Source organism: Chitinophaga sp. RCC_12 (assembly GCF_041360695.1).
Lineage (GTDB): Bacteria > Bacteroidota > Bacteroidia > Chitinophagales > Chitinophagaceae > Chitinophaga.
On record NZ_JBFUPS010000005.1, the window covers coordinates 608,088 to 632,556 of the forward strand.

Genomic DNA, 24,469 nt, shown 5'->3' on the forward strand with positions numbered 1-24,469 from the left:
AAAGGAACCTGATCACATGAAAATATATCACCGGATCTTACAGGTAGCCATCGTAATGCTATGTGCCGTTTCTTCCCGGGCCCAGCTGCCACCTGTATTCGACAGCAGCCGTATGGCTACAGTCCAGGCAACAGCTACCGTACGGCGCTACTTATCTCCCGAAAAAATTATATGGCAAACGCCCAATGCGGATACAAATATTATCAATGCACAACGCTTTCTGCTGGCAGGCAACGGACAAGCCGACCTGGCAAATCAAAACATGTGTGTGCTGAAAAGCAGCACTACTGTGCATCCTGCCTTGCTGTTTGATTTTGGGAAAGAGCTGCATGGCGGTTTGCAAGTGGTTACCGGGATGTATAAAACCGGTAAGCCGGTAAAGCTGCGGATACGCTTTGGTGAATCCGTGAGTGAAGCGATGAGCGATATTGAACCGGGAAAGAATGCCACCAATGATCACGCCGTGCGCGATATGATAGTGGAAGTGCCGTGGCTGGGCAAACTGGAAGTAGGCAATACCGGTTTCCGTTTTGTGCGTATTGATCTGTTGGATGATAATACGGAGCTGCAACTCAAAGAGGTAAGGGCCATCTTCATATACCGCGATCTGCCCTACCTGGGCTCTTTTAAATGCAGCGATACGCTGCTGAACCAGATCTGGATGACGGGCGCATACACCGTGCATCTGAACATGCAGGACTATTTATGGGATGGCATTAAACGCGACCGCCTCGTATGGATCGGCGATATGCACCCCGAAACGTCTGCTATCAGCGCAGTTTTCGGGTATAACGACGTGGTGCCAAAGAGCCTGGACCTTTCACGTGATATAACGCCGCTGCCGCAGTATATGAATGGCATGGTGTCGTATTCCATGTGGTGGATACTTATTCAGCGCGACTGGTACCAGCACACCGGTAACCTTACTTATCTGCAACAGCAGGCTGGGTACCTGAAAGGATTACTGGATCATCTCTCAAAGAAAATAGATGCCAACAACAGTGAAGACCTGCACGACGGCACACGTTTCCTCGACTGGCCTTCCAGCGAAAACAAGCCTGGCATCCATGCAGGGCTACAGGCAATGATGATCATGGCCCTGGACGCCGGCGCGGAATTGAGCAAAGTACTGAAGGATGACGCTACCGTGAAGAAGTGCGAAGCCGCTATTGCCCGGCTGAAGCAAAATGTACCCGATGCCAATGGCTCCAAACAGGCCGCCGCCTTGATGGCATTATCAGGTTTGGCGCCCGCGAAAAAGATGAACGATGAAATTATCGGCGTTGGTGGCGTAAAGGATTATTCCACTTTTTATGGCTACTATATGCTGCAGGCAAAGGCCAAAGCGGGCGACTACCAGGGAGGGCTAAACGATATCCGGACCTACTGGGGCGCTATGCTGAAGCTGGGCGCCACTACGTTCTGGGAGGACTTTAACATGGACTGGCTTCCCAATGCTTCCCGCATTGATGAAATAGTGCCTGCCGGACAAAAAGATATTCATGGCGATTATGGTGCCTATTGTTATAAAGGTTTCCGTCATAGTTTATGTCATGGATGGGCCTCCGGACCAACCCCATGGCTGACGGAACATGTACTAGGCATTTCCGTGATAGAGCCGGGGTGTAAGGTGATTAAAGTAGCGCCCCATCTTGGGGATCTGCAATTTGCAGAGGGAACTTTTCCTACGCCTTATGGTATCGTAACGGTGAAGCATACACGCCTGGCGAACGGGAAGATTAAATCAACGATCAACGCGCCCGCGCAGGTAAGAGTGATAAGGGAATAAGTTTGTTTTTACTGAAGATAAAAAAGAACGGCCTGTATGAGCGCCGTTCTTTTTTATGTATAGCGATGAATGTATTTACACCACCGGATGTATCCACGGGCTTCTGTACGGTCTCTCTAACAAGGCCGTAGCCGCCGGATCGCTGGTGATAATCCGTTTTTGCGGATCATAAACTACAGGGCGTCCTGTTTGCATGGATATGTTAGCGAGGATACAGCTGGCCGTGGAAATATGTCCTTCTTCTATATCAGCAACCGGCCTGCCGCCATTTTTGATGGCGCCCAGGAAGTCGAGCATATGCAGGCGTGTAGCCGGCGCGGCATTCAGTTCAATCGCGGGTTCCGTCAGGTCTTCCGGGTACTTTTCCTTTTCAAATACTACATCTTTATGGATAGGAGTGCCGTTGCCTTCAGGGATAAAGTCGTACGACATGGTGCTGGCGGCAAGGGTACCTTTTTCTCCATACAATTTGAAAGACCAGGGGTATTTGGGATCAGCGGCTGTTCCCCAGGTGCGGTGTTGCCACACACAGTTTAGCCCGTCGTATTCAAAAATCGCCGATTGGGTATCTGATATATTCGACTTGCCTTCTTTCTGTACGTAGATCCCGCCGGTGGAGCTGATGCGTTTGGGCCAACCGAGTTGCAGCATCCAGCGCACGGTGTCGAACATATGCACGCACATATCGCCCATGATGCCATTGCCATATTCCATAAAGGTGCGCCACCAGCGTACATGTGGCAATCCGTCGTATGGCCGCAGGGGAGCGGGGCCTGTCCACATTTCATAGTCGAAGTACTCCGGCACCGCCTGAATGGGCGGATTGCCATTGTTGCGCATGTGGTAGTAGCAGCACATTTCCACATGCGATATTTTGCCGAGCAAGCCGGCATCAACAATATTCTTTTTAGCATCAATGAGGTGTGGCGTGCTTTTCCGCTGGGTACCCACCTGCACCACCCGGTTATATTTGCGGGCGGCGGCCACCATGGCTTCACCTTCCATTACATCCACGCTGATAGGTTTTTGCACATACACATTGGCGCCGGCTTTGAGTGCATCAATGGTTTGCAGGGCATGCCAGTGGTCAGGGGTGCCTATCAATACGATGTCAAGTTCATTTTCGGATAACAGTTTACGGTAGTCGGCATACAGACGCGGTGTTTCACCGGAGGCCTGCCGTTTGCGCACCATCTCTGCAGCGGCTTGCAGCATATTTTTATCTACATCGCAAAGCGCCACTACTTTTACGGGCGCTACCTGGATAAGCCGGAACAAATCGCTTTTACCATACCACCCTGTGCCTATCAGCGCTACCCGCAAAGGTTTTGCCGGGTTAATAAAATCAAGCGCACTGGCGCCGATGGCAGAAAGCGCGAGCGAAGCCGTGGCCCCCTTCAGGAAACGGCGACGGTTAATGTTGAAATTCTCCATAGCGTGGAATAATTAAATAAGGTTTACAGAACTATAGGCGAGAAAGATAAGCATTCAGCCGAAGAAATTATAGCCTGCGCCTAATATATTGGACACAGCTGAAAGCTACGGGTTAATGCGTATTTTTGCGCCTCGTTAAACCGGACACCTTTAATTTTCTCTGATGAAGCCTTTTGCAGGTTTATTTGATTTCTCGCAGCAGCCCGATTATAAATCGGAGATATTGGCCGGGCTCACCGTAGCCATGACCATGATCCCCGAATCCCTGTCCTTTGCTATACTGGCGGGGTTTCCGCCGTTGGTAGGATTGTACGCGGCTTTTATCATGGGATTGGTCACCGCTGTTTTTGGCGGTCGGCCAGGCATGGTATCCGGTGGCGCGGGGGCCACGGCGGTGGTGCTGATTGCGCTGATGCAGTCGCACGGACTGGAATATGTATTCGCTGCGGTGTTACTGGCGGGAGGATTGCAGTTGCTGGTGGGCGTGTTTAAACTGGGCAAATTTATCAGGCTGGTGCCACAGCCGGTGATGTACGGATTTGTGAACGGACTGGCGGTGATCATTTTTATATCCCAGTTCCGGCAATTTAAAACGATGGTGGGCGGGGAACTGGTATGGATGAGCGGAAATCCGCTGTGGACCATGATCGGGCTGGTAGCATTGACTATCGCCGTAGTCCTCTTCTTTCCAAAAATAACAAAAAAAATACCCGCCTCCCTGGTGGCGATTATCGTAGTGTTTGCGGTAGTGCTGGCATTGGGCATTTCAACCAGGACGGTGAAAGATATTGCCGCGGTGAGTGGTGGTTTCCCACCATTCCATTTTCCGCAGGTACCCTTTACTTTTGATACGTTACAGGTAATATTTCCCTATGCGTTAATCATGGCAGGAGTGGGGCTCACAGAGAGTTTACTGACCTTAAACCTGGTGGATGAAATGACCGGCACGAGAGGGAACAGCAACCGGGAAGCGATGGCGCAGGGCAGTGCCAATATGCTCAACGGGGTTTTCTTTGGCATGGGTGGCTGCGCCATGATAGCGCAAACATTTGTAAATCTTTCTGCGGGCGCAAAACTGCGACTGTCGGGAATCATAGCATCGTTGACAATCCTGGCGGTGGTGCTTTTCGGCGCACCGGTGATTGAGCGTTTGCCAATGGCAGCGTTAACCGGTGTGATGTTGATGGTGGCGATCTCTACTTTTGAGTGGGCCAGCTTCCGGATCATTAATAAAATGCCAAAGGCAGATATTTTTGTAGGAATACTGGTGGCGGCAATTACAGTGTGGTTGCACAACCTGGCGCTGGCAGTGCTCATAGGCGTCATTATTTCAGCGCTGGTGTTTGCGTGGGAAAGCGCCAAACGTATCCGTGCGCGGAAGTATACAGATGAACAGGGCGTTAAACACTATGAAATTTATGGTCCTTTGTTTTTTGGATCGGTGGCAGCGTTTAATGAAAAATTTGACGTTATTAATGACCCGGCAGAAGTGGTGATTGATTTTAAAGACAGCCGTATTGCAGATATGAGCGGTATTGAAGCGTTGAATAAATTAACAGCACGCTATCAACAGGCCGGTAAAACGCTGCATTTGCGACACCTGAGCCCCGATTGCCGGCAGTTGCTGAAAGATGCAGCTGGTGTGATTGAAGTGAATATTATTGAAGATCCAGGGTATATGGTGGCGGTGAAATAAGCACGCTATTCATCTGCGTGTCTTTTCAGAATGTTGTCGATCATGGGTTTAAGCGTGTTATATTCTTCCGTGGTGAAACCCATGCTGCAACTGATCTTTTCAGGGATGTCCGCCGCTTCCTGCTGTAGTTGCCGGCCGGCGGTGGTTAAATGAATATTCACGATGCGTTCATCTTCCTTGCTGCGTACACGTTTGATGAGCTTTTTTATTTCCAGCCGTTTCAGTAAGGGTGTTAAAGTACCGGAATCCAGCATCAGTTGCTGCCCCAGCGCTTTCACAGATAAGATATCATGTTCCCACAGTGCGAGCATAACGAGGTACTGTGGGTAAGTGAGATCTAGTGCGCCAAGCAAAGGCTGGTAATGTGAAGTTACCAGCCTTGACAAGGCATAAAAGGAGAAGCAAAGTTGATTTGATAATTTCAGTTGTTTCAAAGTAGCTTATTTAGCAACACAAAATTACGCCAATGTTTCCATTAAAATCCGGGCTACCGCTTCAGAGGAGCCTGGATTCTGGCCGGTGATGAGCAACCCGTCCTTCAGCGCGTAAGAGTGCCAGTCTGGGCCTTTGCTGTAAATACCTCCCAGTTTCTTTAACTCATCTTCTAACAGGAACGGCACTACGTTGGTCAGCTGTACTGCTTCTTCTTCGGTATTACTGAAACCCGTTACTTCTTTTCCTTTCACCAATGGCGCGCCATCCTGGTCCTTTACTTTGAGCAGGGCAGCAGGAGCGTGGCATACAAATGCAACAGGTTTATGCTGGCGGTAGAATGTTTCAATCAGTGCAATGGAGCTGGGATCGTTGTGAAGATCCCACATGGGGCCGTGGCCGCCGGGATAGAATACTGCATCATAGTCGGATGCATTTGCTTCGTTTAGCTTAAGGGTAGCAGCGAGTTTTTGCTGTAACGCCTCATCGCGTTTGAAGCGGGTGGTGGCTTCCGTCTGGAATTCGGGCAGCTCACTTTTCGGATCAATAGGCGGTTGTCCGCCTTTTGGAGAAGCCAGTGTAACTTCAGCTCCTGCATCCGCCAGCACATAATAGGGGGCAGCAAACTCTTCTACCCAGAAACCGGTTTTATGGCCGGTATTACCCAGTTCGCTGTGGGACGTTAGTACGATTAATACTTTCATGAGATGGAGTTTAGATCAATGCTAATTCTACTTCAATATTACCACGGGTAGCATTTGAGTAAGGACAAACCTGATGGGCTTTTTCCAACAGTTCCTGTGCCAGTTTAGGTTCCACATCCGGAATCGCTACCAGTAGCTTTACTGATAACCCATAACCGCCGTTATTGTTCTTGCCCAGGCTAACTTCTGCATTTACCTGCGTGGTGCCTGCGGTTACTTTCTGGGTTCTGATCACCAGGTTGAGGGCGCTGTCGAAACACGCAGCGTAGCCTGCTGCAAACAGTTGTTCGGGGTTGGTATATGCGCCGCCGCTGCCGCCGAGTTCCTTTGGCATTCTTACTTCCAGGTCCAGTACGCCGTCTGATGAGGTTACATGTCCGTTTCTTCCGCCGGTGGCGGTAGTGTGTGCCGTGTATAATTTCTCGATCTTTTCCATGAGTATTTTATATTTATTGTGTAAAATTAGATTGTGTGCAATTGAATTCCAAATTTATTTTGGGGACGAGGAGAGAATCGACTTTTTTTAACACCCGCTTCACAGCTCTCCCCATCAAATTCCATTACCCGTTTCCCATCTCCCGAAAAAAAATATACACGTTAAAAAAATATTTCTTTACTTTGCGTCATAATGACGTAAACAAAATATACATTCTGCACCTGTGCAATGGAACTGTTAACCCAGTCAATCCCAACCGGCAGGCTTTTGACCACAAATTCGCTCATCATGAAGTACGATAACAACTGGCTGATCGCAAAGTATCAGGCTAAAGAAAAAATAAAATTCTTATTCTTCTGGGGGCATCGCCCATCGGCAGATGGCAGCGTTACCCAAAGCTGTTTCAGTCAGTGGTGGCACGCACCTTTCACAGTGGATGGCATCACCTATAAAACAGCAGAACACTGGATGATGGCGGGCAAAGCCAGGCTGTTCAACGATGATGTAACCCTGCAGCGGATCCTGCTGGTAAACACACCGGATGAAGCTAAAAAGCTTGGCAGGGAAGTAAAGAACTTCAACGCCGCCACCTGGGACGCACATAAATTTGACCTGGTAGTGAATGGAAATCAGCATAAATTTTCACAACACCCGGCACTAAAAACTTTTTTACTCCATACACATGAACGTATTTTGGTAGAAGCCAGCCCGATGGACCGCATATGGGGCATTGGTATGGCTGCCTCCAATGAACATGTGGAAAATCCCCTGCAATGGCGCGGTCATAACCTGCTCGGTTACGCGCTCATGGTAGTACGGGACCAACTTAAATAACATGAACAACAAATCTATCAGTAAACTACTGAGCTTTATTCTCCGGCATAGTCCGGATACCATACAACTCACACTTGATGCCCACGGCTGGGCAAATGTGAACACGCTCCTGCAGCAATGCAAAGCAAATGGGCATCATTTCACGATGGAAGAACTGGAAAGCGTGGTGGCGGAAAACGACAAGCAACGTTTTTCTTTCAACGAGAATAAAACAATGATCCGCGCCAACCAGGGGCATTCCCTGGAAGTTTCGCTGGATCTGCCGCCGGCTACACCGCCGGAATTTCTTTACCATGGCACCGTAGCAAGGTTTATGGAACAGATACGCAAAACCGGTTTGCAGAAAATGAGCCGGCAACACGTGCATCTTACCAACGACCGGGACACCGCAGAAAAAGTAGGCGGCAGGAGAGGGGTACCGCATATCCTCACCATCCGCAGCGGCGATATGCATAGAGACGGCATACTGTTCTACCTCTCCGATAACGGGGTATGGCTTACGGACGAAGTGCCTGTAAAGTATATCCAATAAATGTTATCTTGTGAAGATGTCAGGTGAATTGACCGGGAGAAATATTACTTTGCAGCACGCTAATAATTACAAACCTATATGTCTAAAAAGCTCTATCAACACATTGATAAAACAATCCTGAAAGGATTACCAAATCCTTCAAAGGAAAAATATGAGATGAAGATAAAGGTGCCGGAGTTCACTTTCCTCGGCGTGCAGGAGCAACCCGATTTTGCGAAGCTCTACATCACTTTTTATCCAAAAAATAAAATCATAGAACTGAAGTCGCTGAAACTTTATGTATATCATTTGCGTGATATCATTGTATCGTACGAGCGGCTCATCAATATCATTTATGATCATATGATGGAAGTGTATGAGGCTGATCGCCTGCGTATCACGCTCATCTGCAATCCCAGGGGTGGCATCAGTTCCAAGCTGGTGATAGATTCCGACTGGAAAGACAGGGGAGGCACGGAGCGTTTCAAAGATTATCCTGAACGGGATGAAGAGTGGGGCATCCTCATGTAATTGTTAAAAACAATCTGACGAAGCCCGCACAACCTGCGGGCTTTATTTTTTTATCAGTATTTTTGAAAAAATAATCATTATGTCTATCACTACAGAAGCAGAACTCGATGGCATGAAAAGAGTGAGTGAAGCAGTAGCCGTTACGCTGAAGGAAATGAGGAATTATGCCAGGCCGGGTATGACCGCCAAAGAAATAGATGAATATGGAGGAGAGATATTAAACGCATTGGGTGCTAAATCGGCGCCGAAGCTGACCTATGGCTTCCCGGGCTGGACCTGTATCAGTGTGAACAATGAAATTGCACATGGCATTCCATCCGATAAAAAAATACTGCAGGAAGGCGACCTGGTAAACATCGACGTATCTGCGGAGCTGAATGGCTACTGGTCAGACAATGGTGGTTCATTTGTGCTCGGCGAAGATATTCATCAGCACCAGGCACTGGTAAGCGCATCAAAGGCTATTCTTTATAAAGCCATCCAGTATATCAAAGGTGGCACACGTGTGGCAGACGTAGGCAAACTGATAGAAACAGAAGCACGGAAATCAGGCTACACCGTGATCCGTAACCTCGCCGGACATGGCGTTGGCAGAAGCCTCCACGAATCGCCGGATGATATCCTCAACTGTTATGTCCGTTTTAACCGCACCCGTTTTAAAAAGAATTCTGTAGTAGCAATAGAAACCTTTATTTCCACCGTTTCATCTTTTGCTAATCAAAGCAACGATGGCTGGACACTGGTTGGAAACAAAGGCGGTTTTGTGGCGCAGCACGAGCACACCATCGTGGTTACCGACCGCGAACCGGTGATCCTCACCGCTGCCAATGAAATATGGAACTAAGCTTATTTCAGTTGTAATGTTACCGCGCGGATATTTTTCCGGTCGTCGGTATACGTGATATGCACCAAACCATCTGCGGTGGCGATAATGGCTGGATAGCTGTATTCGCCGCCTGCACGTTTCTCCAGCTGATACACATCTTTCCACTTAATACCGTCTTTTGAAACGGCCAGCCGCAGCTCATTGCGGCCGTCCGACCAGTCGCTTCCACCTTTCGTAGGATTATATACCAGCGCCATCGCGCCATTGGGAAGGGTTACTGCATCAATGCCTGAATTAGGATTGGGCAGTTTCAGTGCGGTAACGGGTGTCCAGCTGGCGCCCTGATCGTTCGACCAGCTCGTGGCAATTACATGCTGCCGGCTGCGGAACAGCAACTGGAGCCGTCCATCGCGGTGGGTAAGTATAGTCGGCTGAATAACGCCGAACGTGTCGCAGTCGATAGCCACCTTTTGCCATTGATGACCCGTGCTGTCGCTGATCTCCATATGCGATACCCATTGGTTGCCCTTTACACTTTCTGTGCTGGAAGGGTACAGCAGCCGTCCATCCGGGAGTTGTATACATTTGTTTTTAATAGGGCCTAACATGCCTTCCGGTAGTTTTTCGGGAGATGACCAACTGCTGCCGTCATCACTGCTGTAGCGGGCCATGCCCCACCACTCCCGTGGATTTGGACCCACTTTATAAAACAGGCAAAGTAAACCGGCCCGGGTACGGAACAGTACCGGGTTCCAGCAGGGATAGCGAAGCGTGTCGTTAATAATACCATCCGCCAGCTTTACGGGCGTCTGCCATTTGCCGGCGGTAAAGCGCGACGACCAGATCTCTACATTTTTACTTCCTTCCTCATCGCCGCCAAACCAGGCGCTGAGCAAATCCCCGGAAGACAACGCCGTAATGGTAGACGCATGACTGGATGGCGTAACCGGCACCGGCATAATGAGCTCATTACGCACAGGCACTGCTTTGGTTTGTGCTTTGGCCGGGAAATACAGGACTGCCGGCAATAACAAAGAAAGATAAAAACGCATAGGTGCTGAGGTATGTTTAAGTTGTTAAAATAAGGAATGCACGGGGATTATCATAAAGATTGGTAAATTTGCCGCCTTATGTCATTATATACAACAAAGGGAACCGTTACCATCACCTGTAACAAACGCCTGACACCTTACCTGGAGCAGGAAGTAAAAGATCTGGGTTTTACTGTAGACGAAACATTCGTTACCGGTGTGCGGTTGAATGCCTCTCTTAATGAGTGTATCCGCCTGAACCTGAACCTGCGTTGCGGCAGCCAGGTGCTGTACAGCCTGAAACAATTTGAAGCAATCGACGGCGACGAAATATACAATCAGCTGAAATCCCATCCCTGGGAAACGATCCTCCCTGAAGATGGTTACTTCTCCATCACCAGCAATGTGCAGAATGAAACGATCAACAACAGCATGTTTGCCAACCTAAGGGTAAAGGACGCAGTAGTGGACCGTATGCGCGAAAAAACAGGCAAGCGTCCATCCACTGGTGCGGAGCTTACCGGTGCAGTAATCCACCTGTTCTGGAAAAATGAAAATGCTGAAATATTTGTAGATACTACCGGCGACTCGCTCGCACGGCATGGATACCGTAAAATACCTGGCCGCGCTCCGATGTTGGAAGCATTGGCGGCATCTACCATCCTGGCTTCCCGCTGGGACCGTAAAGCACCTTTCATCAACCCGATGTGTGGTTCCGGCACCGTTGCCATTGAAGCTGCATTAATTGCTACCAACAGCCGTCCCGGTCTTTTCCGCGATAACTATGCCTTTATGCACCTCCGTGGCTTTGATGAAAACGTATACCTCGATGAAAGAGGATTGCTGGAAAAACAGATCGTGGAAGTACCGGAACTGCGCATTATCGCTACCGATCTAAGTGAAATGGCGATTGTAAACGCCCGTAAAAATGCAAAGGCTGCCGGTGTGGAAGATATGATTGAATTCCGCGTATGCGATTTCGCCAGCACAGAAGTGCCGGAAGGCGCTGCCGGCGTAGTGTACATGAACCCGGAATACGGATTGCGCCTTGGAGAAATTGAAGCGCTGGAGGAAACGTATGGCCGTATCGGTGATTTTATGAAACAGCAATGCGGTGGTTACTTTGGATATGTGTTCACCGGAAACCTTGAACTGGCTAAGAAGATAGGGCTTAAAGCCAAACGCAGGATAGAGTTTTACAACAGTACGATCGATTGCCGCCTGCTGGAATACGAACTGTATGCCGGTACCCGCGACGCGCGTAAACTGTAAATGATAGCGCCGGCAGGGTATTAAAGCCCTGCCGGCTTTTCGTTTATCCGTTAACGAAAGACATAAAAAAAACGCTGCCTATAAAGCAGCGTTCATAAAGTAAAGCGTTTTATACCTACACTACCTCACTCACATTAATCGGTCTTGAGAAACTCTCTTCCAGTGAAATAATCGTTTCCGTTCTTTCTATTCCCTTTATATGCTGCAGATCGTCCTGCAAAATTTTACGCAGCTCCCCGCTGTCTTTGCAAATAATTTCTGCAAACATGCTGTAAGAACCGGTGGTATAGTTCAGTCTCACGATCTGCGGAATTTTCAGCAGCTGCTTAGCGACGTTTTCATACAATGAACTTTTCTCCAGGTAAATACCAATAAAGGCCAGCACATCATACCCGATAGCACGCAGGTTAACCTGTAAACGGGTGCCTTTGATCACACCCATTTCATGCAGTTTCTTGATGCGAACATGGATAGTGCCACCGGACACAAAGAGCTTCTTACCCAGCTCTGCATAAGAGATACCGGCGTCAGTGGACATTTCCGAAATGATCTGTAAGTCTAATTTGTCAATATTTAATGGTTGACTCATTTTGGTGATGCGATTTAGAATATTTTCTAAAAATAGGTATTTTTTTGAAATAATCGCAAAAATTATCCCGGTGCTGATCCTCAATAAATTCACGGCCGGGGCAGGAGCAAATCGATATTCGCTTTTTTTGATTAAATTAATGGAGGAGTTCATAAAACACTATCCATGAAGGAAGACGTCACGAGTAGAACCGCGCAATATATGGCCCTATTCCGGGCGCTGGAAACCACCCGCTCGCGGGACCAGCGGTTATTCACCGATAAATTCGCATCCTGGTTCCTGGACAGCAGGCTGAAAATAGGCGTATGGCTTTGCCGGATACCAGGCTGGCGGTCTTTCGCCGAATGGATTATCCGTAAGAAGATCCCCGGCGCTTTATCCTCCGGCATCGCCCGTACAAAGTATATAGACGACCTCCTGCTGCAAGCGGTGGATAACGGAGCCCAGCAGGTGTATATTCTCGGTGCTGGTTTTGATACACGCGGACTGCGACTCCCTTTTCTGCGCCAGCTGAAAGTGGTGGAAATCGATCATCCCAATACAGCCGCCTATAAGCTGGCAAAATTACGCGCACATAAACTGCCAGCCAAAGTATACTATTACCAGATAGATTTTAACCGGCAAAGCCTTGATCAACTAAGCGCACTGAATAACTTTGATTTTACGGTGCCCACCGCCATTATCTGGGAGGGCGTAACCAATTACCTGAACAAGGAGGCGATCGACAGCACCTTTGCATTCCTGCAGCGGTTCGAACCCGGTTCCAGGGTTATTTTCACCTATGTACACCAGGCAGTGCTGGATAACCCGTCGGCATTTTATGGCGGTGAAAAACTGCTCAAAGACGTAGCAGAGCTGGAAGAACGGTGGACATTTGGTTTTGAACCGGCAGCATTGCCTGCATACCTTCGCCAATATAACTTTCGCCTGCTGGAAGACCTCGGCGCCAGCGAATACCGGAAACATTACTTACCCGGCCGTTCGGAAAAAGGATACGAATTTTACAGGGTGGCCTGTGCGGAACGCGTAGAAGATTAAGCGTTTATACCTTTGTGTAGGAATTCAGCTTTTCCTGCAGCAACCGGCACAGCTCATTGAACCGCGCTGGTTTGGTGACAAAATCCGCTGCACCCAGCGACTTTGCTTTGGCTATTTCATGCTTTTCATCACTGGTAGAAAACATGATCACCGGGATATCCTTCAGGTAAGGAGTAGCTTTTATTTTTTCAAGGAAAGCAAAGCCATTCATTAATGGCATATTCATATCCACGAATATAAGGTCCGGCGTAAATGCACCGTTGCGGAGCAGGTCAAACGCTTCCTGGCCGTTACCGGCGGTGGTAAGGGTGATTTCGTCCCTGATGGTGCCAAGCGCCAGTTTAAAAAACTCCTGGTCGTCCTGATCATCGTCCACCATCAACAGCGTCGTTAATCCCCGTTTACTATTTGCGTTCATATTCATGGTAGCTGGCATATAAATGTACATCTTATTACACTTACAGGCAGCCGATTGTTAAAAGAGGATTGTCATTTTTTGAGCTAAACTTTTTATTGGGTGTCTTGTTGTTCTAATGAAGCTTGTAGATACATAAAACAAATTTTATGAAAGCAATCATCAGATCCATGCTGGTGGGCATGGTGCTATTATGGGGCGCGTGTGGTACCACCGTGCACATGACAGGAACCTGGAAAGCCCCGGAAGCCCCTGTAGAAGGGTATCATAATATACTGGTGGCCTCGCTCACTTCTAATGTGGGGGCGCAGCAGGTGGTGGAAACCCAGATGGCGGCAGCCCTTCAGAAACGGGGTGTTGTAGCCGGGAAAGGACTGGACCTGTTTCCCCCTAAATTCAACCCGGTAACAGAAAAAGATAAAAGCGCTGCCACCCAGAAAATGCAGGATGCAGGGTACACCGCCGTGTTAACTACCTCATTGGTTAATAAAGAATCCCAAACGAGATATGTGCCAGGCACCGTTTCCTATGCTCCCTATCCGGCATACGGCTGGTATGGCCGCTTCTGGGGATATTATGGCTATATGTACGGCTCGGTGTATTCTCCGGGCTACTATACCACCGATAAAAGATATTTCCTGGAAAGTAACCTGTACGACCTGAAACAGGACGGAAAGCTGGTATGGTCGGGTCAGTCGGAAACCTATAATCCGAATAGCCTCGAGTCATTTGCCAAAGCCTTTGCTACCCAGGTGTCTGATGCGCTGGAAAATGGAGGGTTATTGAAAAGATGATCAGAAGAAGCGCGGGAAAATGAATTTATAATTTTAATTTGCCGGCTTAATTATAAATCAGTTTTTTATGGAGATGTCAGCACCCGATCCGGAAATGTTGCAACAGCTGGTAGTGATGAAAATGCCGTTTGGAAAGTATAAAGATGTGGTGCTTTGTGACCTGCCGGTGAGTTACCTGGAGTGGTTCCAGCGAAAGGGCTTCCCGAAAGGTAAGCTGGGAATGCTCCTCGAAACGATGCTGGTAATAAAAATGAACGGTCTTACCCAATTGCTCGATCCCCTGAAAAAGAAGCGATATCCTTAATGCCCGCGCAGGCGGAAGTAAAAAGCGGTTGCTGCCATCAATGGAAACAACCGCCTGAACGAGGTATAATATTGGTAGTGATACTTATCAGAACCAGCTGGTGTTCTTTTCTTCTTCTTCCTGGCCGCCGGTTTCAGCATCCACCGCAGCCGACACTTTGATTTCCTCAGCTACCGGGGTGTGACTAAGATCGGCTTTCAGAACGGGCTGCACGTTTTTACGGATAGCGCCTTCCACCACAGCTCCTTCTTCTATTTCGAGTACCATCGCATTCACATCGCCTTTTACCAGCGCTTTATTGCTGATATGGGCTTTGTTGGTGATATACACATCGCCATACACTTTCCCATGCACCACCAGGTCGGCAGCATATATATGCCCACGGATGCTCGCTGTTTCACTAACCACCAGCTTGCCGCTGGTTTTTACATCGCCTCTTACATTCCCATCAATCCGGCCGGAAACTGAAGCATCTATACTACCGTTCACGGACACTGTTGCAGGAATACGAAAGGCTCCGGGAACAATTATATTTCGGAAAATATGTCTGACATTGATCACAAGTATAAATTAGAGGGTGATGGGATTAGGTGTAGCAGGAGAATGCTGTGTCACATCTTCAAAAGTAGACACAATAGAACTGGAATTACCCAGGTCAAGCCCCACGCTTCTTTGAGGTTTATTATCTGAAATTCTCAATGAATTATAAAGATAACCGATACTCATGAGCTTTTCAGGTTCAGGAGCAACTTCTACCGGAATAAAATCACGGAATTCTTCTACAAAGGCATCTGTGAGTTCACGATAGTAAGCGCCACCGCCCATCAGGTAAATCTTTTCACAGGTTTCAAAATCCAGATCCGTAAAATAACTGCGCATCAACGGGGAAACCACTTCCCTGTAATACTGTGTGAGCACGCCTTTACGCATATCACGCAGATCGATCCGCTTGCGGTTGGTGAAAATAGACCCTTTCATGAAAGCATCATCCACCTGGTGTTCGTTTTTCATTTCCAGGTAGTGTTTCTGGTTCAGCTCACGGGTAAGGTTGTTAATGGCATAACGGATACCGTGGGAACTGAAGCAGGTACGGTGAACCAGTCCGTCGCCGGTGGCCATGCCGCCTTCAATAGTACCAAACCCAAAACTGATGGCAATGAAGTTGTCGAGCTGGGGTTCATTGATACTTTTCTTCAATCCTATGATACCACCCACAATCTCGGGGATCACTTCATACTTCTCAATATCAAACATGGCCTTCTTAAAAGAACCTTTGGTATTGTAAGTTTGCGTATCGTAGTCAATCAGGAAATGCCGTTTACTTAAAAACTGCTCCGCAGCGTTTTTGTAAATATTGTAAGTAGAGAAGGGGAACCCTACGGTAAGGGCAATGGGTTGTTGTACTTTATCAATGGTGTTCAGCAAAGCAGCTTTAAACAGTATTTCATAATCCTCTTCTGTGGGCGACGCATTGGTAACTCTGCCGGGATTGATCCCACCTCGTTTTGCCAGGTTGCCTACCAGGTACCAGGCTTCATCCTTTTTAATTTTTAATCCGTTGAGAAGATCCTTACTTGAATTTTCTGTGTTTCCGAATGCGGTTTCAAAAACGCTTGGGAAGCTGGTTGTTGATACTTTCATAGTGCTTTGTTATAATAACGAATGTAGCCGTGACTCTCCGTGAAGGAGGGTTTTCATCGGGATTGAAATAGCGGTTAAAGATATAAAATATTAGAATAAGGGGGTGACAACCAGTGAATTTATGCTAAATTTAATACAGCGATGTTACATTTCAAAATGCATCGCTGCCGGTAAAGCGTTCCCTGCTGATAATAAACAACCCGGCTTTATCGTTTAGGAGATGTCCCCCTTTGCCTGTATTCATTCTTATTTTCATTTGTATGAAATACCTCGTATTGGCTGCCGGTATCTGTTTGTGGGCCTGTCATTCTTCGCAGAAGGTGTACCAGGCGCCCGCAGTGGGAGCGGAGGCCCAGTTTGACCGGGGACTCCGGCCGGAGAAACATCCTAAGTATCTCTTTGATAAAAAAACAATGAACGACATGCAGAAGCAGGGTACTGCAACATCTTACTCCCCCAAACGCCGCAATACTGCACCTACTATCCCGCTGCCGGGGAAAGGAGCCAACGGGAAAGACAGTACGAATTCAGCCACCGACAGCCTGCATACCAACGTATCTGATAGTTTACGTATCCCTGCTGATTCTCTTAAAGCGCCGGTAGATACCACTCATATCCCATAGCGCTTCTTTCTGCCATGCCGTTTCCGGGTTATTCCCTACTTTTGAAGCCACCGCTTTTATATCACTTATGAGGAAATATAGTATTTTATGGCTGCTGCTGGCAGCATTTCAGCAAGCCGCTGCCCAAACCCCTTTATATATGCCCCTGACCATCAAAAAGGCATATGACAATCAAACCCGCAGCTATAGCGGCGCCCCGGGCGCCAGGTACTGGCAGAACAAAGCCGGGTACGATATTAAGGTGGCCTTTGACCCGGCAACAAACGGTATATCCGGCTCGGAACAGATCCGCTATACCAACAACAGCCCGGATACCTTAAAGGTCCTTAACTTCAAATTGTTTCCCAATCTCTTCCAGAAAGGAGCCGTGAGAAATATGGCGGTTTCCCCGGAAGACCTGACCAACGGCGTTGTAATAAAGAATATGAAGGTAAATGGTGAAGCGAAGCCGGTACCGGCTTCCATCCGCGGCACCAATATGCCAGTGTATATCACGGATCTTTATCCAGGGCAGTCGGTGCAGCTTGATCTCGACTTTTCCTATACCCTGAACGAAAATACACACATCAGAACCGGCACCGTGGACTCCGGCGCCAGTTTCATCGCCTACTTCTTTCCGCGCATTGCAGTATACGATGATATCAACGGGTGGGACCAGATCCCTTACACGGGTACGCAGGAGTTCTATAACGACTTCAGCGATTTTCGTGTAGCCATTACAGTACCCGGCAACTACGAAGTATGGGCGACCGGCGACCTCAAAAATACCGCAGCCGTATACAACGATAAATATGTGCAACGCATCGCTGCTGCTGAAAAGAGTAACGACATCATCGCGGTGATAGACAGCAACGATGTGCGGGAGGGGAATATCACCCGGCAGCGCGGCGCCAATACCTGGCAGTATGAGGCAGCCAATGTCACCGACTTTGCTTTTGCCGTCAGCAACCACTATTGCTGGAACGCCACCAGCGTGGAAGTAGACGCCAACACCAAAAGACGCACCCGTGTGGATGTAGCCTTTAACCCACAGCATGCGGATTTCTTTGATGTGATACATTACGCCCGCGCCACCGTGGATAAGATAAGCCACCACTTTCCAAAGTGGCCGTTCCCGTATTCGCACGAAACGGTGTTCGACGGACTGGACCAGATGGAATACCCCATGATGGTAAACGATAACCCGCTGGCCGACAAAGCCCAGACCATCGAGTTAACGGACCATGAAATTTTTCATACGCTCTTTCCCTTCTACATGGGCACCAATGAAACACAATACGCCTGGATGGATGAAGGATGGGCCACGATCGGCGAATGGATCATCTCTCCGTTGATCGACAGCTCCATTGTGGATGCCTATGGCATGTCGCCCTATAACTTTATCGCGGGCAAAGAGGCGGACCTACCCATCATGACGCCCTCCAATCAAACGACGGATGCCTATATGACCAATTCCTATCCCAAGCCCGCCCTGGGTTATCTTTACGTAAAAGACATGCTGGGGGATACCCTTTTCCTGAAAGCGCTGCATTATTATATGTCGCAGTGGAATGGTAAACACCCTCAGCCGTACGACTTCTTCTACTGTATGAATACCGGCGCCGGCAGGAATATGGACTGGTTCTGGAAAAGCTGGTTCTTCGACAATGGCTTCCCCGACCTGGGGATCACGCGGGTAACGCAAAAAGGAAAACAAGGAACGATTGAAATTACTTCCATCGGAAATAAACCGGTTCCGGTTGATGTTACCCTCTTTTTTGACGACAACAGCACCATGAAGTTACACCGGAGCATCGCGGTATGGGAGAAGGGCAACAAAACAACGACGCTTCCCTTTTCATCTCTCAAAAAAATTAAAAAAGTAACACTGGGAAGCACCTGGACAGCAGACATCAACAAACGGGATAACACCTACGAAATAAAATAACCGGCTATAATTTATCGTAATACAGATAGTACAATTTCTGGTAACTGCCTCCTACAATACCAAGCCCGCCCTGTGTATTGCTTTTGAGCTGAATGGCCTGTATAAGGCTGTTCAGCCCGGGGTTACGCTTCACCTTTTCATAAGTAAGCAGGAAATCATAATAATCTTTTGAGACAGATTTTACATATACCAGCACCCTTCCTACCGGCGCAATGGCTTCAGCGGGATTGGAGCTGAGGGCCGTGGCATTAATATAAAAATAAGTGGTAAGCGGCTTACCGGATTGCGTAAACAGGATGGCGTTATAATTTTCATTCAAACCACCGATCTGGTTATTGTCGGCATTTTCATCCTGTGTATAACAGGGAATGCGGAGATAATCATTGAGGAAGCTGCTGTCTTTTTTAGGATTGCAGCCAGGCATATTCTTTACACGTTGGTAGAGGGAATCGTGTTCACTCTTCTTATATCGCATACCCCTATACGAAAAGGTAGTATCCGTGATAACGCTTTGCTTCAGGGCCTCCATTACCAGGTATTGTTTCACACCGGGAATGGGGTTTACGGTAAAATGAAAGCGTAACACCGGGCGTCCGTTAAGCAAGGTACGGAGCGTGTCCAGCAGCTCCACTTTAAAAGGCGGAGGGATGGAAGCCATGGCGTTAACGGTTTTCAAGCCTGGCACTGTCACCCGTATTTTATAATTTTTGCCTGCATCCAGTGTAATTTTGCCACGGTATACGCTCATCGCGTTGCTGGAATCTTTCACATAGGTAAGTGCTTCCAGCGGCTGTCCGTTTTTGTCCATCAGCTGTACATCCGCATTTTCTACCAGGTCAAAACCGGTGTTGATACCGGGACCTACCGGTTTGCTTTTGCCTACCCGCACTTCCGGTATATCGTTGGCCACCAACTCGCTGTACACTACCTCCCTGGGAACGGCATTGTTGGGAGGAAGCGGCAGTTCCTGCTCACAGGCCGTTAGCAACAAAATATTTAAAAACGGTATTAATATAAACAGGTATTTCATGATTAAAATTTGAACGTATAAGTCAGATACGGCAATGTTCTGAATAAACTATACTGGTATAACTGTAACGGGTACACGTCGCTGTAATCCAGGTAAGAGAACTGGTCAAAGCTCACGATAAAAGGATTTGTGCGGTTATAAATATTATAAACGCCCGCGGTAATCACATGATGAAAACGTTTTTCGTTACCCAGGTTTAAGGTGGCCCCGAGATCCAGGTGATGCACAGGGTTCAGCCGGTAGTTATTTAACCGGGAAATATAGGGCAGATAGTTTACCTGGAAAGTAGAGAACGGGGAGTAACGTTCGTCCAGGTATCCTTTGATGTTGCGGCTCCAGTCGAAGTCCGGGAATATCTGCACCGGCAGGGTGAAAGGCGCGCCGGAGGCGAATTTCCAGGAGGCGGAAAGACTCCATTTCGGATTAAACCGGTATTTGAGCGCCAGGGAAATATTGTGGCGGCGGTCTTCTTTATAAGGGAACATCTTCCCGGCATTCAACCGGTCGAACTGCCGCCAGGCCCACGACAGGGTATAAGAGAAGATGCCTGTCAGCTTGCCTTGTGTTTTTTCCAGCAGCACTTCGCTGCCGTAGTTATAGCCGTTGCCGGCGATCACTTTTTTCTCCCAGAGATCCGAGTTGTCGAAGATATTCAGTACGGTGTTGGTGGTAACAATATTTTTCAGTTGTTTATAATAGAGGTTCACATTGAAGCGCCATTGGTTACTCCATTGCCGCTGATAGGCGATGCTGTAGGAGTATGCATGCTCCGGTTTAATATTCTCGGTACTCGGTACCCACAGGTCGGTAGGGAGGTTGATAACCGGCGTGGTTAACTGGTGCACAAACTGTGTCATTTCGGCAAATGAAGCCTGTATATACTGTGAATGGGGCAGTTTCCACCGCAGCATGAGGCGGGGCTGTAAGCTGGGGTAAAAAGAGGTACGCTGCGCCAGTGCTCCGAAATGCAATCCGGGCCGCACGATCAGCCGGTCGTTCAATAAGCGGAGTTCATCTTCTGCGTATGCGGAGAACTCCGACATATAATAAATAGGCGCTTTCCGCTGTGTAGCCTCTCCCGCGGAAATGTTATTATGATAGGCCGTAGGTGCAAAGTTGTGATAGGTATAAGCACCGCCGAAGGAAATATGGTGACTGTTGCTCACCGCATATTCCGTTTCATTCCGGACGGCTACATCCCTGATCCGGGAAACGCCTTTCCCCCGTACAAACAGGGAGTCGTAGAAGGAGAGGGGGATGATCGAATTCTGCGTAAAAACGTTATAAAAACGGCTGTAGGTAGCGGTGGTACTGGAGAATATTTTTGGATTCACTACTTTGGTCCATTTAACGGCAGCAGTAACATTGCTCCAGTCAAAATTGTAATCATCAAACAGCTGGATAACCGGGTTCTCGCTCCTGATAAACATTTTATCCTGTCCTTTATAGAAGCTGACATAGATCCTGTTTTTGTTATCGATGACCTGGTTGAGTTTAAAGTTTACATCATAGAGATAATATTTACCATAGTCTTTCAGATAAGCCCTTCCATAGAGGGCATCTACCAGGGATCTTCTTACAGACAAAGAAACAGAGCTGCGGTCTTTTACAACGGGACCTTCCAGGAGGAAGCTGCCGGAAACGGGGCTCACGGTAGCGCTGCCATGCCACTCTTTCATATTCCCGTCTTTCGTACGGATATCCACTACAGAGGAAAGACGGCCACCATAGCGCGCCGGGAAGGCATCTTTATAAAGCGACACATCTTTTACCGCATCTCCGTTGAAGATGGAGAAAAGCCCGAACAGGTGACCGGTATGATAAAGCGGTACCCCATCCAGGAGGTACAGGTTCTGGTCTGCGCCGCCGCCTCTGACCAGCAGGTTGCTGCTGCTTTCGAGGGAGCTGCCGGTACCTGGATACAGCTGCAGTGATTTCAACACATCCTTTTCGCCCAGCAGTGCCGGGAAGTTAGATACATAGCCAACGGGCATATTGATGTAACCGGGTTGGGAATTAACGGTTTCATTTTCGCCGCTTACCACAACAGTCTGCAGCATACTACGGGCTTCCATATGTATATCCAGCTGCCCGTCGTCCGGCGGAGGAAGATGTTGAAACACGGGTTTGTACCCGATATGAGAAAACACTACGCCCAGGCAGGTGTCCGGCACCTGCAGGCTATAGAAGCCATAGGCGTTGGTTTCGGTGCCTTTCCGCGTAATCGGATCGTATACAGAAGCGCCGATGATCAGCTCATTACTGTTTACTTCTTTTACAAATCCGCTGATGGTATAATATTGTACCTGGGAGGTTTCACGGAGCAGGAATATTTTGCCGTTGAGGGCAGCTACCTGGATGCCGGTGCCCTGGAGGATAACATTCAGTACATCGCCGGTAGTGTGTTCTGTTCCGCTGAGCTGTACTTTTTTATTCAGGTGTAAAAAGCTGGAGCTATAGGAAACGTTGATACCGGTAACTTTTTGGAGATCCTGGATATAAAATAAAATGGTCCCCTGCCGGGCAGCAGGGGTATAGCTTTCATGGAGAATGTCCTTTCCATTGTGCTGTGCCTGCAGGAATTGAAACGGGAACAGTAACAACAGCATTCCATAAATAAGGAAAAGCGGGTTTTTTGTTCTACTGGCTGATGACGATGGAGTCGCCGTCCTGTTGATAGTGGAACCCAAGCAATAGTTGTAATTCATGCAAAACATCATCGCAGGACTGATTTCGGAATGTGATCGTAGCTTTTTGCTGCGATGCGGTTTCCCTGTATTTTTCATCAACCCTGATATCTTTTGCGTAAAAGTCGGCTAATTGTGGCAATATTTCAAGCAGTGTCTGGTCATTAAATTGCAAAATACCTGTTTTCCAGGCGATGAAATTCAGGTTATGATTATTATTGGCAGACAATTGTCCGTTGCCCCATACACCCCGTTGGCCACTATTCAGTACTATGGCGGTGGTATCGCCTTCCAGACTTAGTTTTACGCTGCCGGAAGCAACGGTAACGGCTGTACTGTCTTTTCCTGTTTGCACGGTGAAGGAGGTTCCCAAAACTTCAATCACGGATTGATTGGGCGTTTTCACCAGAAAAGGATGGTCCGGGTCACTGGCTATTTCAAAAAAGGCTTCTCCTTCCAGTTCTACAATACGCTGGTTGTGATGATAGCCATTGATATACCGGATCATTGCGCCCTGCCGGAGGGTTACCATTGATTTATCAGGTAACTCCAGGCTTTTTATTTTGCCGTCATTCGCAGCCAGTTCATGTTTTTTAAGCGAGGAGCGTGTTTCCAGCCACCATGCGCCTGCTGTAAGTAATATCAGGATGGCTGCTGCAGCAGCATATTTGGTATAAAGCGCTTTTACGCGGGATGGCGCCGGCTGTATCGCCTGGTCCGTTTTATCCCAGGCAGCGGCCGTGTTGTATTCCCGTTTGGGTGCCACTGCAGCGGGACTGTCCCCCCATAGTTTTACCAGTATTTCATATTCTGCCCGGTTTTCGGGAGAGGCTTCCAGCCAACGTTGCAGGGCAGCGGATTCCGCTTCTGTACATTGACCAGACAGATTTTTAGCAATCAGCTCATGCAGGTAGGTATCAAAATGCTCCATAATACAGTGTGCTCTACTTAAATAACGCTCATTAATGTAACAACCCTCTACAGGGGCATGAATATTTTTAGTAAAAACAGGATACTAACGGGCAGCCCGTATTGCTGTAAATATTTCCGCAGCAGCTTCAATGCCCGTCCCATATAGTTTTCAACTGTTTTGGCGGAAAGGCCGAGTTTGGTTGCCGCCTGCTGATGTGTCATTCCCTGCAATCTGCAGCAGGTGAATACTTCCCGGCATTGCGGGGGAAGGTTGGCAATAGCCTCATATACCAGCTGTTCATAGTAAGGCTTTGCATTTTCAATCTCTTTAGCACCGGGGTCTTCTGCCGTTTCTGCCAGCCATTCAAAGCCTTTGTTGCCAGCTTCCTCGGTACTTTGCTTGCGTAACACAGAAATAGAATTATTCCTCACCGCACGAAAGAGGTATGCTTTTATATTAGGTATGTCTATCAGCTGCCGGTGTTTCTCCCAGAGCTTAATAAAGGTTTCCTGCACCACATCTTCCGCTGCTGCATCGTCTTTCAGGAAACTATAGGCATAGTTACATAAGTCATGGTATTGTGAATGAAATAATTCTTTATACGCCTGGTAAGAAGGTGATGTAATCATTTAACCTTCAGGAAGTTTTAGTATATGAAATGATCGCTGCGAAAGTAACTATCTTTTTGAAAACAATTACAGTTTACACATTACAGATTATATTTTTATTTGGTAGAAAAGATTAAAAAAAAGTGGAGAGGGCAATAGAGGGATACCGGATTTTCTGCGTCAGCAATATAACAGCTATGCCTATTATGTTTGTTAGAAGTTAGTTTTTTTTAGTTGTGTTTTTAAACGGGGTTGCATATGGTTCTATGCAACCCTATTTTAATTTCCCCCGCGCGGATGTTGTCTTTCTCAGGATTAACGGTGATTTTAAGGATTTGGGGGATTTGAACATGGGGATTTTAAAGGATTCGGGGAGATATAAGCGAATTTTGTCTTTCTCAGGA

General features: G+C 47.9%; 25 protein-coding genes. 12 read left to right on the forward strand and 13 right to left on the reverse strand.

The genetic code is table 11. From position 1 onward, the window contains the following. The first annotated feature begins 16 nt into the window (after positions 1 to 16). Positions 17 to 1,789, forward strand: coding sequence for an alpha-L-rhamnosidase C-terminal domain-containing protein (locus AB6805_RS18240; RefSeq protein ID WP_370910882.1), 1,773 nt, complete (start codon positions 17 to 19; stop codon positions 1,787 to 1,789). 75 nt (positions 1,790 to 1,864) lie between these two features. Here AB6805_RS18240 and AB6805_RS18245 read toward each other — a convergent pair whose 3' ends face one another. After that, positions 1,865 to 3,223, reverse strand: coding sequence for a Gfo/Idh/MocA family oxidoreductase (locus AB6805_RS18245; protein WP_370910883.1), 1,359 nt, complete (start codon positions 3,221 to 3,223; stop codon positions 1,865 to 1,867). A gap of 163 nt (positions 3,224 to 3,386) precedes the next feature. Between AB6805_RS18245 and AB6805_RS18250 the strand changes: the two genes are divergently transcribed. Further along, complete coding sequence (locus AB6805_RS18250; protein ID WP_370910884.1) at positions 3,387 to 4,919, forward strand: SulP family inorganic anion transporter; 1,533 nt, start codon at positions 3,387 to 3,389, stop codon at positions 4,917 to 4,919. A gap of 5 nt (positions 4,920 to 4,924) precedes the next feature. Here AB6805_RS18250 and AB6805_RS18255 read toward each other — a convergent pair whose 3' ends face one another. Genes AB6805_RS18255 through AB6805_RS18265 form a run of 3 tightly spaced genes read right to left on the reverse strand, consistent with a single transcriptional unit; the run spans position 4,925 to position 6,491 of the window. Then, positions 4,925 to 5,353, reverse strand: coding sequence for a MarR family winged helix-turn-helix transcriptional regulator (locus tag AB6805_RS18255; protein ID WP_370910885.1), 429 nt, complete (start codon positions 5,351 to 5,353; stop codon positions 4,925 to 4,927). A gap of 24 nt (positions 5,354 to 5,377) precedes the next feature. Continuing rightward, positions 5,378 to 6,055: a type 1 glutamine amidotransferase domain-containing protein gene (locus AB6805_RS18260; protein WP_370910886.1), complete on the reverse strand. Its 678-nt coding sequence runs from the start codon at positions 6,053 to 6,055 to the stop codon at positions 5,378 to 5,380. A gap of 10 nt (positions 6,056 to 6,065) precedes the next feature. Then, the gene (locus tag AB6805_RS18265) at positions 6,066 to 6,491 is read right to left on the reverse strand and encodes an organic hydroperoxide resistance protein (RefSeq protein ID WP_370910887.1); all 426 of its coding nucleotides are present in this window, start codon (positions 6,489 to 6,491) and stop codon (positions 6,066 to 6,068) included. Positions 6,492 to 6,779: 288 nt separating this feature from the next. On the opposite strand from AB6805_RS18265, the gene AB6805_RS18270 reads away from it, so the two are divergent. From AB6805_RS18270 to map, 4 genes are all read left to right on the forward strand, one after another. Next, positions 6,780 to 7,325 carry an NADAR family protein gene (locus AB6805_RS18270; RefSeq protein WP_370910888.1) on the forward strand — a complete coding sequence of 182 codons (546 nt, stop codon included), beginning with the start codon at positions 6,780 to 6,782 and terminating at the stop codon, positions 7,323 to 7,325. A 1-nt stretch (position 7,326) separates the two neighbouring features. Beyond that, the gene (locus AB6805_RS18275; protein WP_370910889.1) at positions 7,327 to 7,857 is read left to right on the forward strand and encodes an RNA 2'-phosphotransferase; all 531 of its coding nucleotides are present in this window, start codon (positions 7,327 to 7,329) and stop codon (positions 7,855 to 7,857) included. A gap of 78 nt (positions 7,858 to 7,935) precedes the next feature. Further along, a complete protein-coding gene (locus AB6805_RS18280) occupies positions 7,936 to 8,367 on the forward strand; it encodes an NADPH-dependent 7-cyano-7-deazaguanine reductase (RefSeq protein ID WP_370910890.1) in 432 nt (143 codons plus the stop codon). Between the two features lie 79 nt (positions 8,368 to 8,446). Then, entirely contained in the window at positions 8,447 to 9,211 is a 765-nt protein-coding gene (gene map, locus AB6805_RS18285; protein ID WP_370910891.1) for a type I methionyl aminopeptidase, read from the forward strand. Between the two features lie 2 nt (positions 9,212 to 9,213). On the opposite strand, the gene AB6805_RS18290 is transcribed toward map, so the two are convergent. Further along, positions 9,214 to 10,245 carry an exo-alpha-sialidase gene (locus AB6805_RS18290; RefSeq protein WP_370910892.1) on the reverse strand — a complete coding sequence of 344 codons (1,032 nt, stop codon included), beginning with the start codon at positions 10,243 to 10,245 and terminating at the stop codon, positions 9,214 to 9,216. 78 nt (positions 10,246 to 10,323) lie between these two features. On the opposite strand from AB6805_RS18290, the gene AB6805_RS18295 reads away from it, so the two are divergent. Further along, on the forward strand, positions 10,324 to 11,496 hold the full coding sequence (locus AB6805_RS18295; protein ID WP_370910893.1) for a class I SAM-dependent RNA methyltransferase: 1,173 nt from the start codon (positions 10,324 to 10,326) through the stop codon (positions 11,494 to 11,496). Between the two features lie 115 nt (positions 11,497 to 11,611). On the opposite strand, the gene AB6805_RS18300 is transcribed toward AB6805_RS18295, so the two are convergent. Then, positions 11,612 to 12,085: an Lrp/AsnC ligand binding domain-containing protein gene (locus tag AB6805_RS18300; RefSeq protein WP_079472010.1), complete on the reverse strand. Its 474-nt coding sequence runs from the start codon at positions 12,083 to 12,085 to the stop codon at positions 11,612 to 11,614. Between the two features lie 165 nt (positions 12,086 to 12,250). Here AB6805_RS18300 and AB6805_RS18305 point away from each other — a divergent pair, with 165 nt between their 5' ends. Continuing rightward, positions 12,251 to 13,123 carry a class I SAM-dependent methyltransferase gene (locus AB6805_RS18305; RefSeq protein ID WP_370910894.1) on the forward strand — a complete coding sequence of 291 codons (873 nt, stop codon included), beginning with the start codon at positions 12,251 to 12,253 and terminating at the stop codon, positions 13,121 to 13,123. A 4-nt stretch (positions 13,124 to 13,127) separates the two neighbouring features. On the opposite strand, the gene AB6805_RS18310 is transcribed toward AB6805_RS18305, so the two are convergent. Further along, positions 13,128 to 13,547 (reverse strand): response regulator, encoded by a 420-nt coding sequence (locus AB6805_RS18310; protein WP_370910895.1) that lies wholly within the window; start codon positions 13,545 to 13,547, stop codon positions 13,128 to 13,130. A gap of 140 nt (positions 13,548 to 13,687) precedes the next feature. Here AB6805_RS18310 and AB6805_RS18315 point away from each other — a divergent pair, with 140 nt between their 5' ends. After that, a complete protein-coding gene (locus AB6805_RS18315) occupies positions 13,688 to 14,332 on the forward strand; it encodes a hypothetical protein (RefSeq protein ID WP_370910896.1) in 645 nt (214 codons plus the stop codon). Positions 14,333 to 14,399: 67 nt separating this feature from the next. Next, the gene (locus tag AB6805_RS18320; protein WP_370910897.1) at positions 14,400 to 14,636 is read left to right on the forward strand and encodes a DUF3820 family protein; all 237 of its coding nucleotides are present in this window, start codon (positions 14,400 to 14,402) and stop codon (positions 14,634 to 14,636) included. An 87-nt stretch (positions 14,637 to 14,723) separates the two neighbouring features. Here the strand turns inward: AB6805_RS18320 and AB6805_RS18325 are convergent, their stop codons facing one another. Next, entirely contained in the window at positions 14,724 to 15,197 is a 474-nt protein-coding gene (locus AB6805_RS18325) for a polymer-forming cytoskeletal protein (protein ID WP_370910898.1), read from the reverse strand. Between the two features lie 9 nt (positions 15,198 to 15,206). Beyond that, a complete protein-coding gene (locus AB6805_RS18330; RefSeq protein WP_370910899.1) occupies positions 15,207 to 16,277 on the reverse strand; it encodes a hypothetical protein in 1,071 nt (356 codons plus the stop codon). A gap of 260 nt (positions 16,278 to 16,537) precedes the next feature. Between AB6805_RS18330 and AB6805_RS18335 the strand changes: the two genes are divergently transcribed. Further along, positions 16,538 to 16,900 carry a hypothetical protein gene (locus AB6805_RS18335; RefSeq protein WP_370910900.1) on the forward strand — a complete coding sequence of 121 codons (363 nt, stop codon included), beginning with the start codon at positions 16,538 to 16,540 and terminating at the stop codon, positions 16,898 to 16,900. 67 nt (positions 16,901 to 16,967) lie between these two features. Next, positions 16,968 to 18,827 carry a M1 family metallopeptidase gene (locus AB6805_RS18340; RefSeq protein WP_370910901.1) on the forward strand — a complete coding sequence of 620 codons (1,860 nt, stop codon included), beginning with the start codon at positions 16,968 to 16,970 and terminating at the stop codon, positions 18,825 to 18,827. Between the two features lie 4 nt (positions 18,828 to 18,831). Here AB6805_RS18340 and AB6805_RS18345 read toward each other — a convergent pair whose 3' ends face one another. The 4 genes from AB6805_RS18345 to AB6805_RS18360 are packed head-to-tail and all read right to left on the reverse strand — an operon-like array spanning position 18,832 to position 24,086. After that, positions 18,832 to 19,857, reverse strand: a complete 1,026-nt coding sequence (locus AB6805_RS18345; protein ID WP_370910902.1) for a DUF4249 family protein — start codon at positions 19,855 to 19,857, stop codon at positions 18,832 to 18,834. Positions 19,858 to 19,859: 2 nt separating this feature from the next. Further along, positions 19,860 to 22,466, reverse strand: coding sequence for a carboxypeptidase-like regulatory domain-containing protein (locus tag AB6805_RS18350; protein WP_370910903.1), 2,607 nt, complete (start codon positions 22,464 to 22,466; stop codon positions 19,860 to 19,862). A 31-nt stretch (positions 22,467 to 22,497) separates the two neighbouring features. Beyond that, positions 22,498 to 23,475: a FecR domain-containing protein gene (locus AB6805_RS18355; RefSeq protein WP_370910904.1), complete on the reverse strand. Its 978-nt coding sequence runs from the start codon at positions 23,473 to 23,475 to the stop codon at positions 22,498 to 22,500. A 47-nt stretch (positions 23,476 to 23,522) separates the two neighbouring features. Further along, positions 23,523 to 24,086, reverse strand: coding sequence for an RNA polymerase sigma-70 factor (locus AB6805_RS18360; RefSeq protein ID WP_370910905.1), 564 nt, complete (start codon positions 24,084 to 24,086; stop codon positions 23,523 to 23,525). Between the last annotated feature and the right edge of the window lie 383 nt (positions 24,087 to 24,469).

Excerpts from the sequence above, each read along its gene's own strand:
- AB6805_RS18240 (WP_370910882.1), top strand. The coding sequence starts at position 17 with ATGAAAATATATCACCGGATCTTACAGGTAGCCATCGTAATGCTATGT.
- AB6805_RS18245 (WP_370910883.1), bottom strand. The coding sequence starts at position 3,223 with ATGGAGAATTTCAACATTAACCGTCGCCGTTTCCTGAAGGGGGCCACG.
- AB6805_RS18250 (WP_370910884.1), top strand. The coding sequence starts at position 3,387 with ATGAAGCCTTTTGCAGGTTTATTTGATTTCTCGCAGCAGCCCGATTAT.
- AB6805_RS18260 (WP_370910886.1), bottom strand. The coding sequence starts at position 6,055 with ATGAAAGTATTAATCGTACTAACGTCCCACAGCGAACTGGGTAATACC.
- AB6805_RS18265 (WP_370910887.1), bottom strand. The coding sequence starts at position 6,491 with ATGGAAAAGATCGAGAAATTATACACGGCACACACTACCGCCACCGGC.
- AB6805_RS18270 (WP_370910888.1), top strand. The coding sequence starts at position 6,780 with ATGAAGTACGATAACAACTGGCTGATCGCAAAGTATCAGGCTAAAGAA.
- AB6805_RS18275 (WP_370910889.1), top strand. The coding sequence starts at position 7,327 with ATGAACAACAAATCTATCAGTAAACTACTGAGCTTTATTCTCCGGCAT.
- AB6805_RS18280 (WP_370910890.1), top strand. The coding sequence starts at position 7,936 with ATGTCTAAAAAGCTCTATCAACACATTGATAAAACAATCCTGAAAGGA.
- map (WP_370910891.1), top strand. The coding sequence starts at position 8,447 with ATGTCTATCACTACAGAAGCAGAACTCGATGGCATGAAAAGAGTGAGT.
- AB6805_RS18290 (WP_370910892.1), bottom strand. The coding sequence starts at position 10,245 with ATGCGTTTTTATCTTTCTTTGTTATTGCCGGCAGTCCTGTATTTCCCG.
- AB6805_RS18295 (WP_370910893.1), top strand. The coding sequence starts at position 10,324 with ATGTCATTATATACAACAAAGGGAACCGTTACCATCACCTGTAACAAA.
- AB6805_RS18300 (WP_079472010.1), bottom strand. The coding sequence starts at position 12,085 with ATGAGTCAACCATTAAATATTGACAAATTAGACTTACAGATCATTTCG.
- AB6805_RS18305 (WP_370910894.1), top strand. The coding sequence starts at position 12,251 with ATGAAGGAAGACGTCACGAGTAGAACCGCGCAATATATGGCCCTATTC.
- AB6805_RS18310 (WP_370910895.1), bottom strand. The coding sequence starts at position 13,547 with ATGAATATGAACGCAAATAGTAAACGGGGATTAACGACGCTGTTGATG.
- AB6805_RS18315 (WP_370910896.1), top strand. The coding sequence starts at position 13,688 with ATGAAAGCAATCATCAGATCCATGCTGGTGGGCATGGTGCTATTATGG.
- AB6805_RS18320 (WP_370910897.1), top strand. The coding sequence starts at position 14,400 with ATGGAGATGTCAGCACCCGATCCGGAAATGTTGCAACAGCTGGTAGTG.
- AB6805_RS18330 (WP_370910899.1), bottom strand. The coding sequence starts at position 16,277 with ATGAAAGTATCAACAACCAGCTTCCCAAGCGTTTTTGAAACCGCATTC.
- AB6805_RS18335 (WP_370910900.1), top strand. The coding sequence starts at position 16,538 with ATGAAATACCTCGTATTGGCTGCCGGTATCTGTTTGTGGGCCTGTCAT.
- AB6805_RS18340 (WP_370910901.1), top strand. The coding sequence starts at position 16,968 with ATGAGGAAATATAGTATTTTATGGCTGCTGCTGGCAGCATTTCAGCAA.
- AB6805_RS18345 (WP_370910902.1), bottom strand. The coding sequence starts at position 19,857 with ATGAAATACCTGTTTATATTAATACCGTTTTTAAATATTTTGTTGCTA.
- AB6805_RS18350 (WP_370910903.1), bottom strand. The coding sequence starts at position 22,466 with ATGCTGTTGTTACTGTTCCCGTTTCAATTCCTGCAGGCACAGCACAAT.
- AB6805_RS18355 (WP_370910904.1), bottom strand. The coding sequence starts at position 23,475 with ATGGAGCATTTTGATACCTACCTGCATGAGCTGATTGCTAAAAATCTG.
- AB6805_RS18360 (WP_370910905.1), bottom strand. The coding sequence starts at position 24,086 with ATGATTACATCACCTTCTTACCAGGCGTATAAAGAATTATTTCATTCA.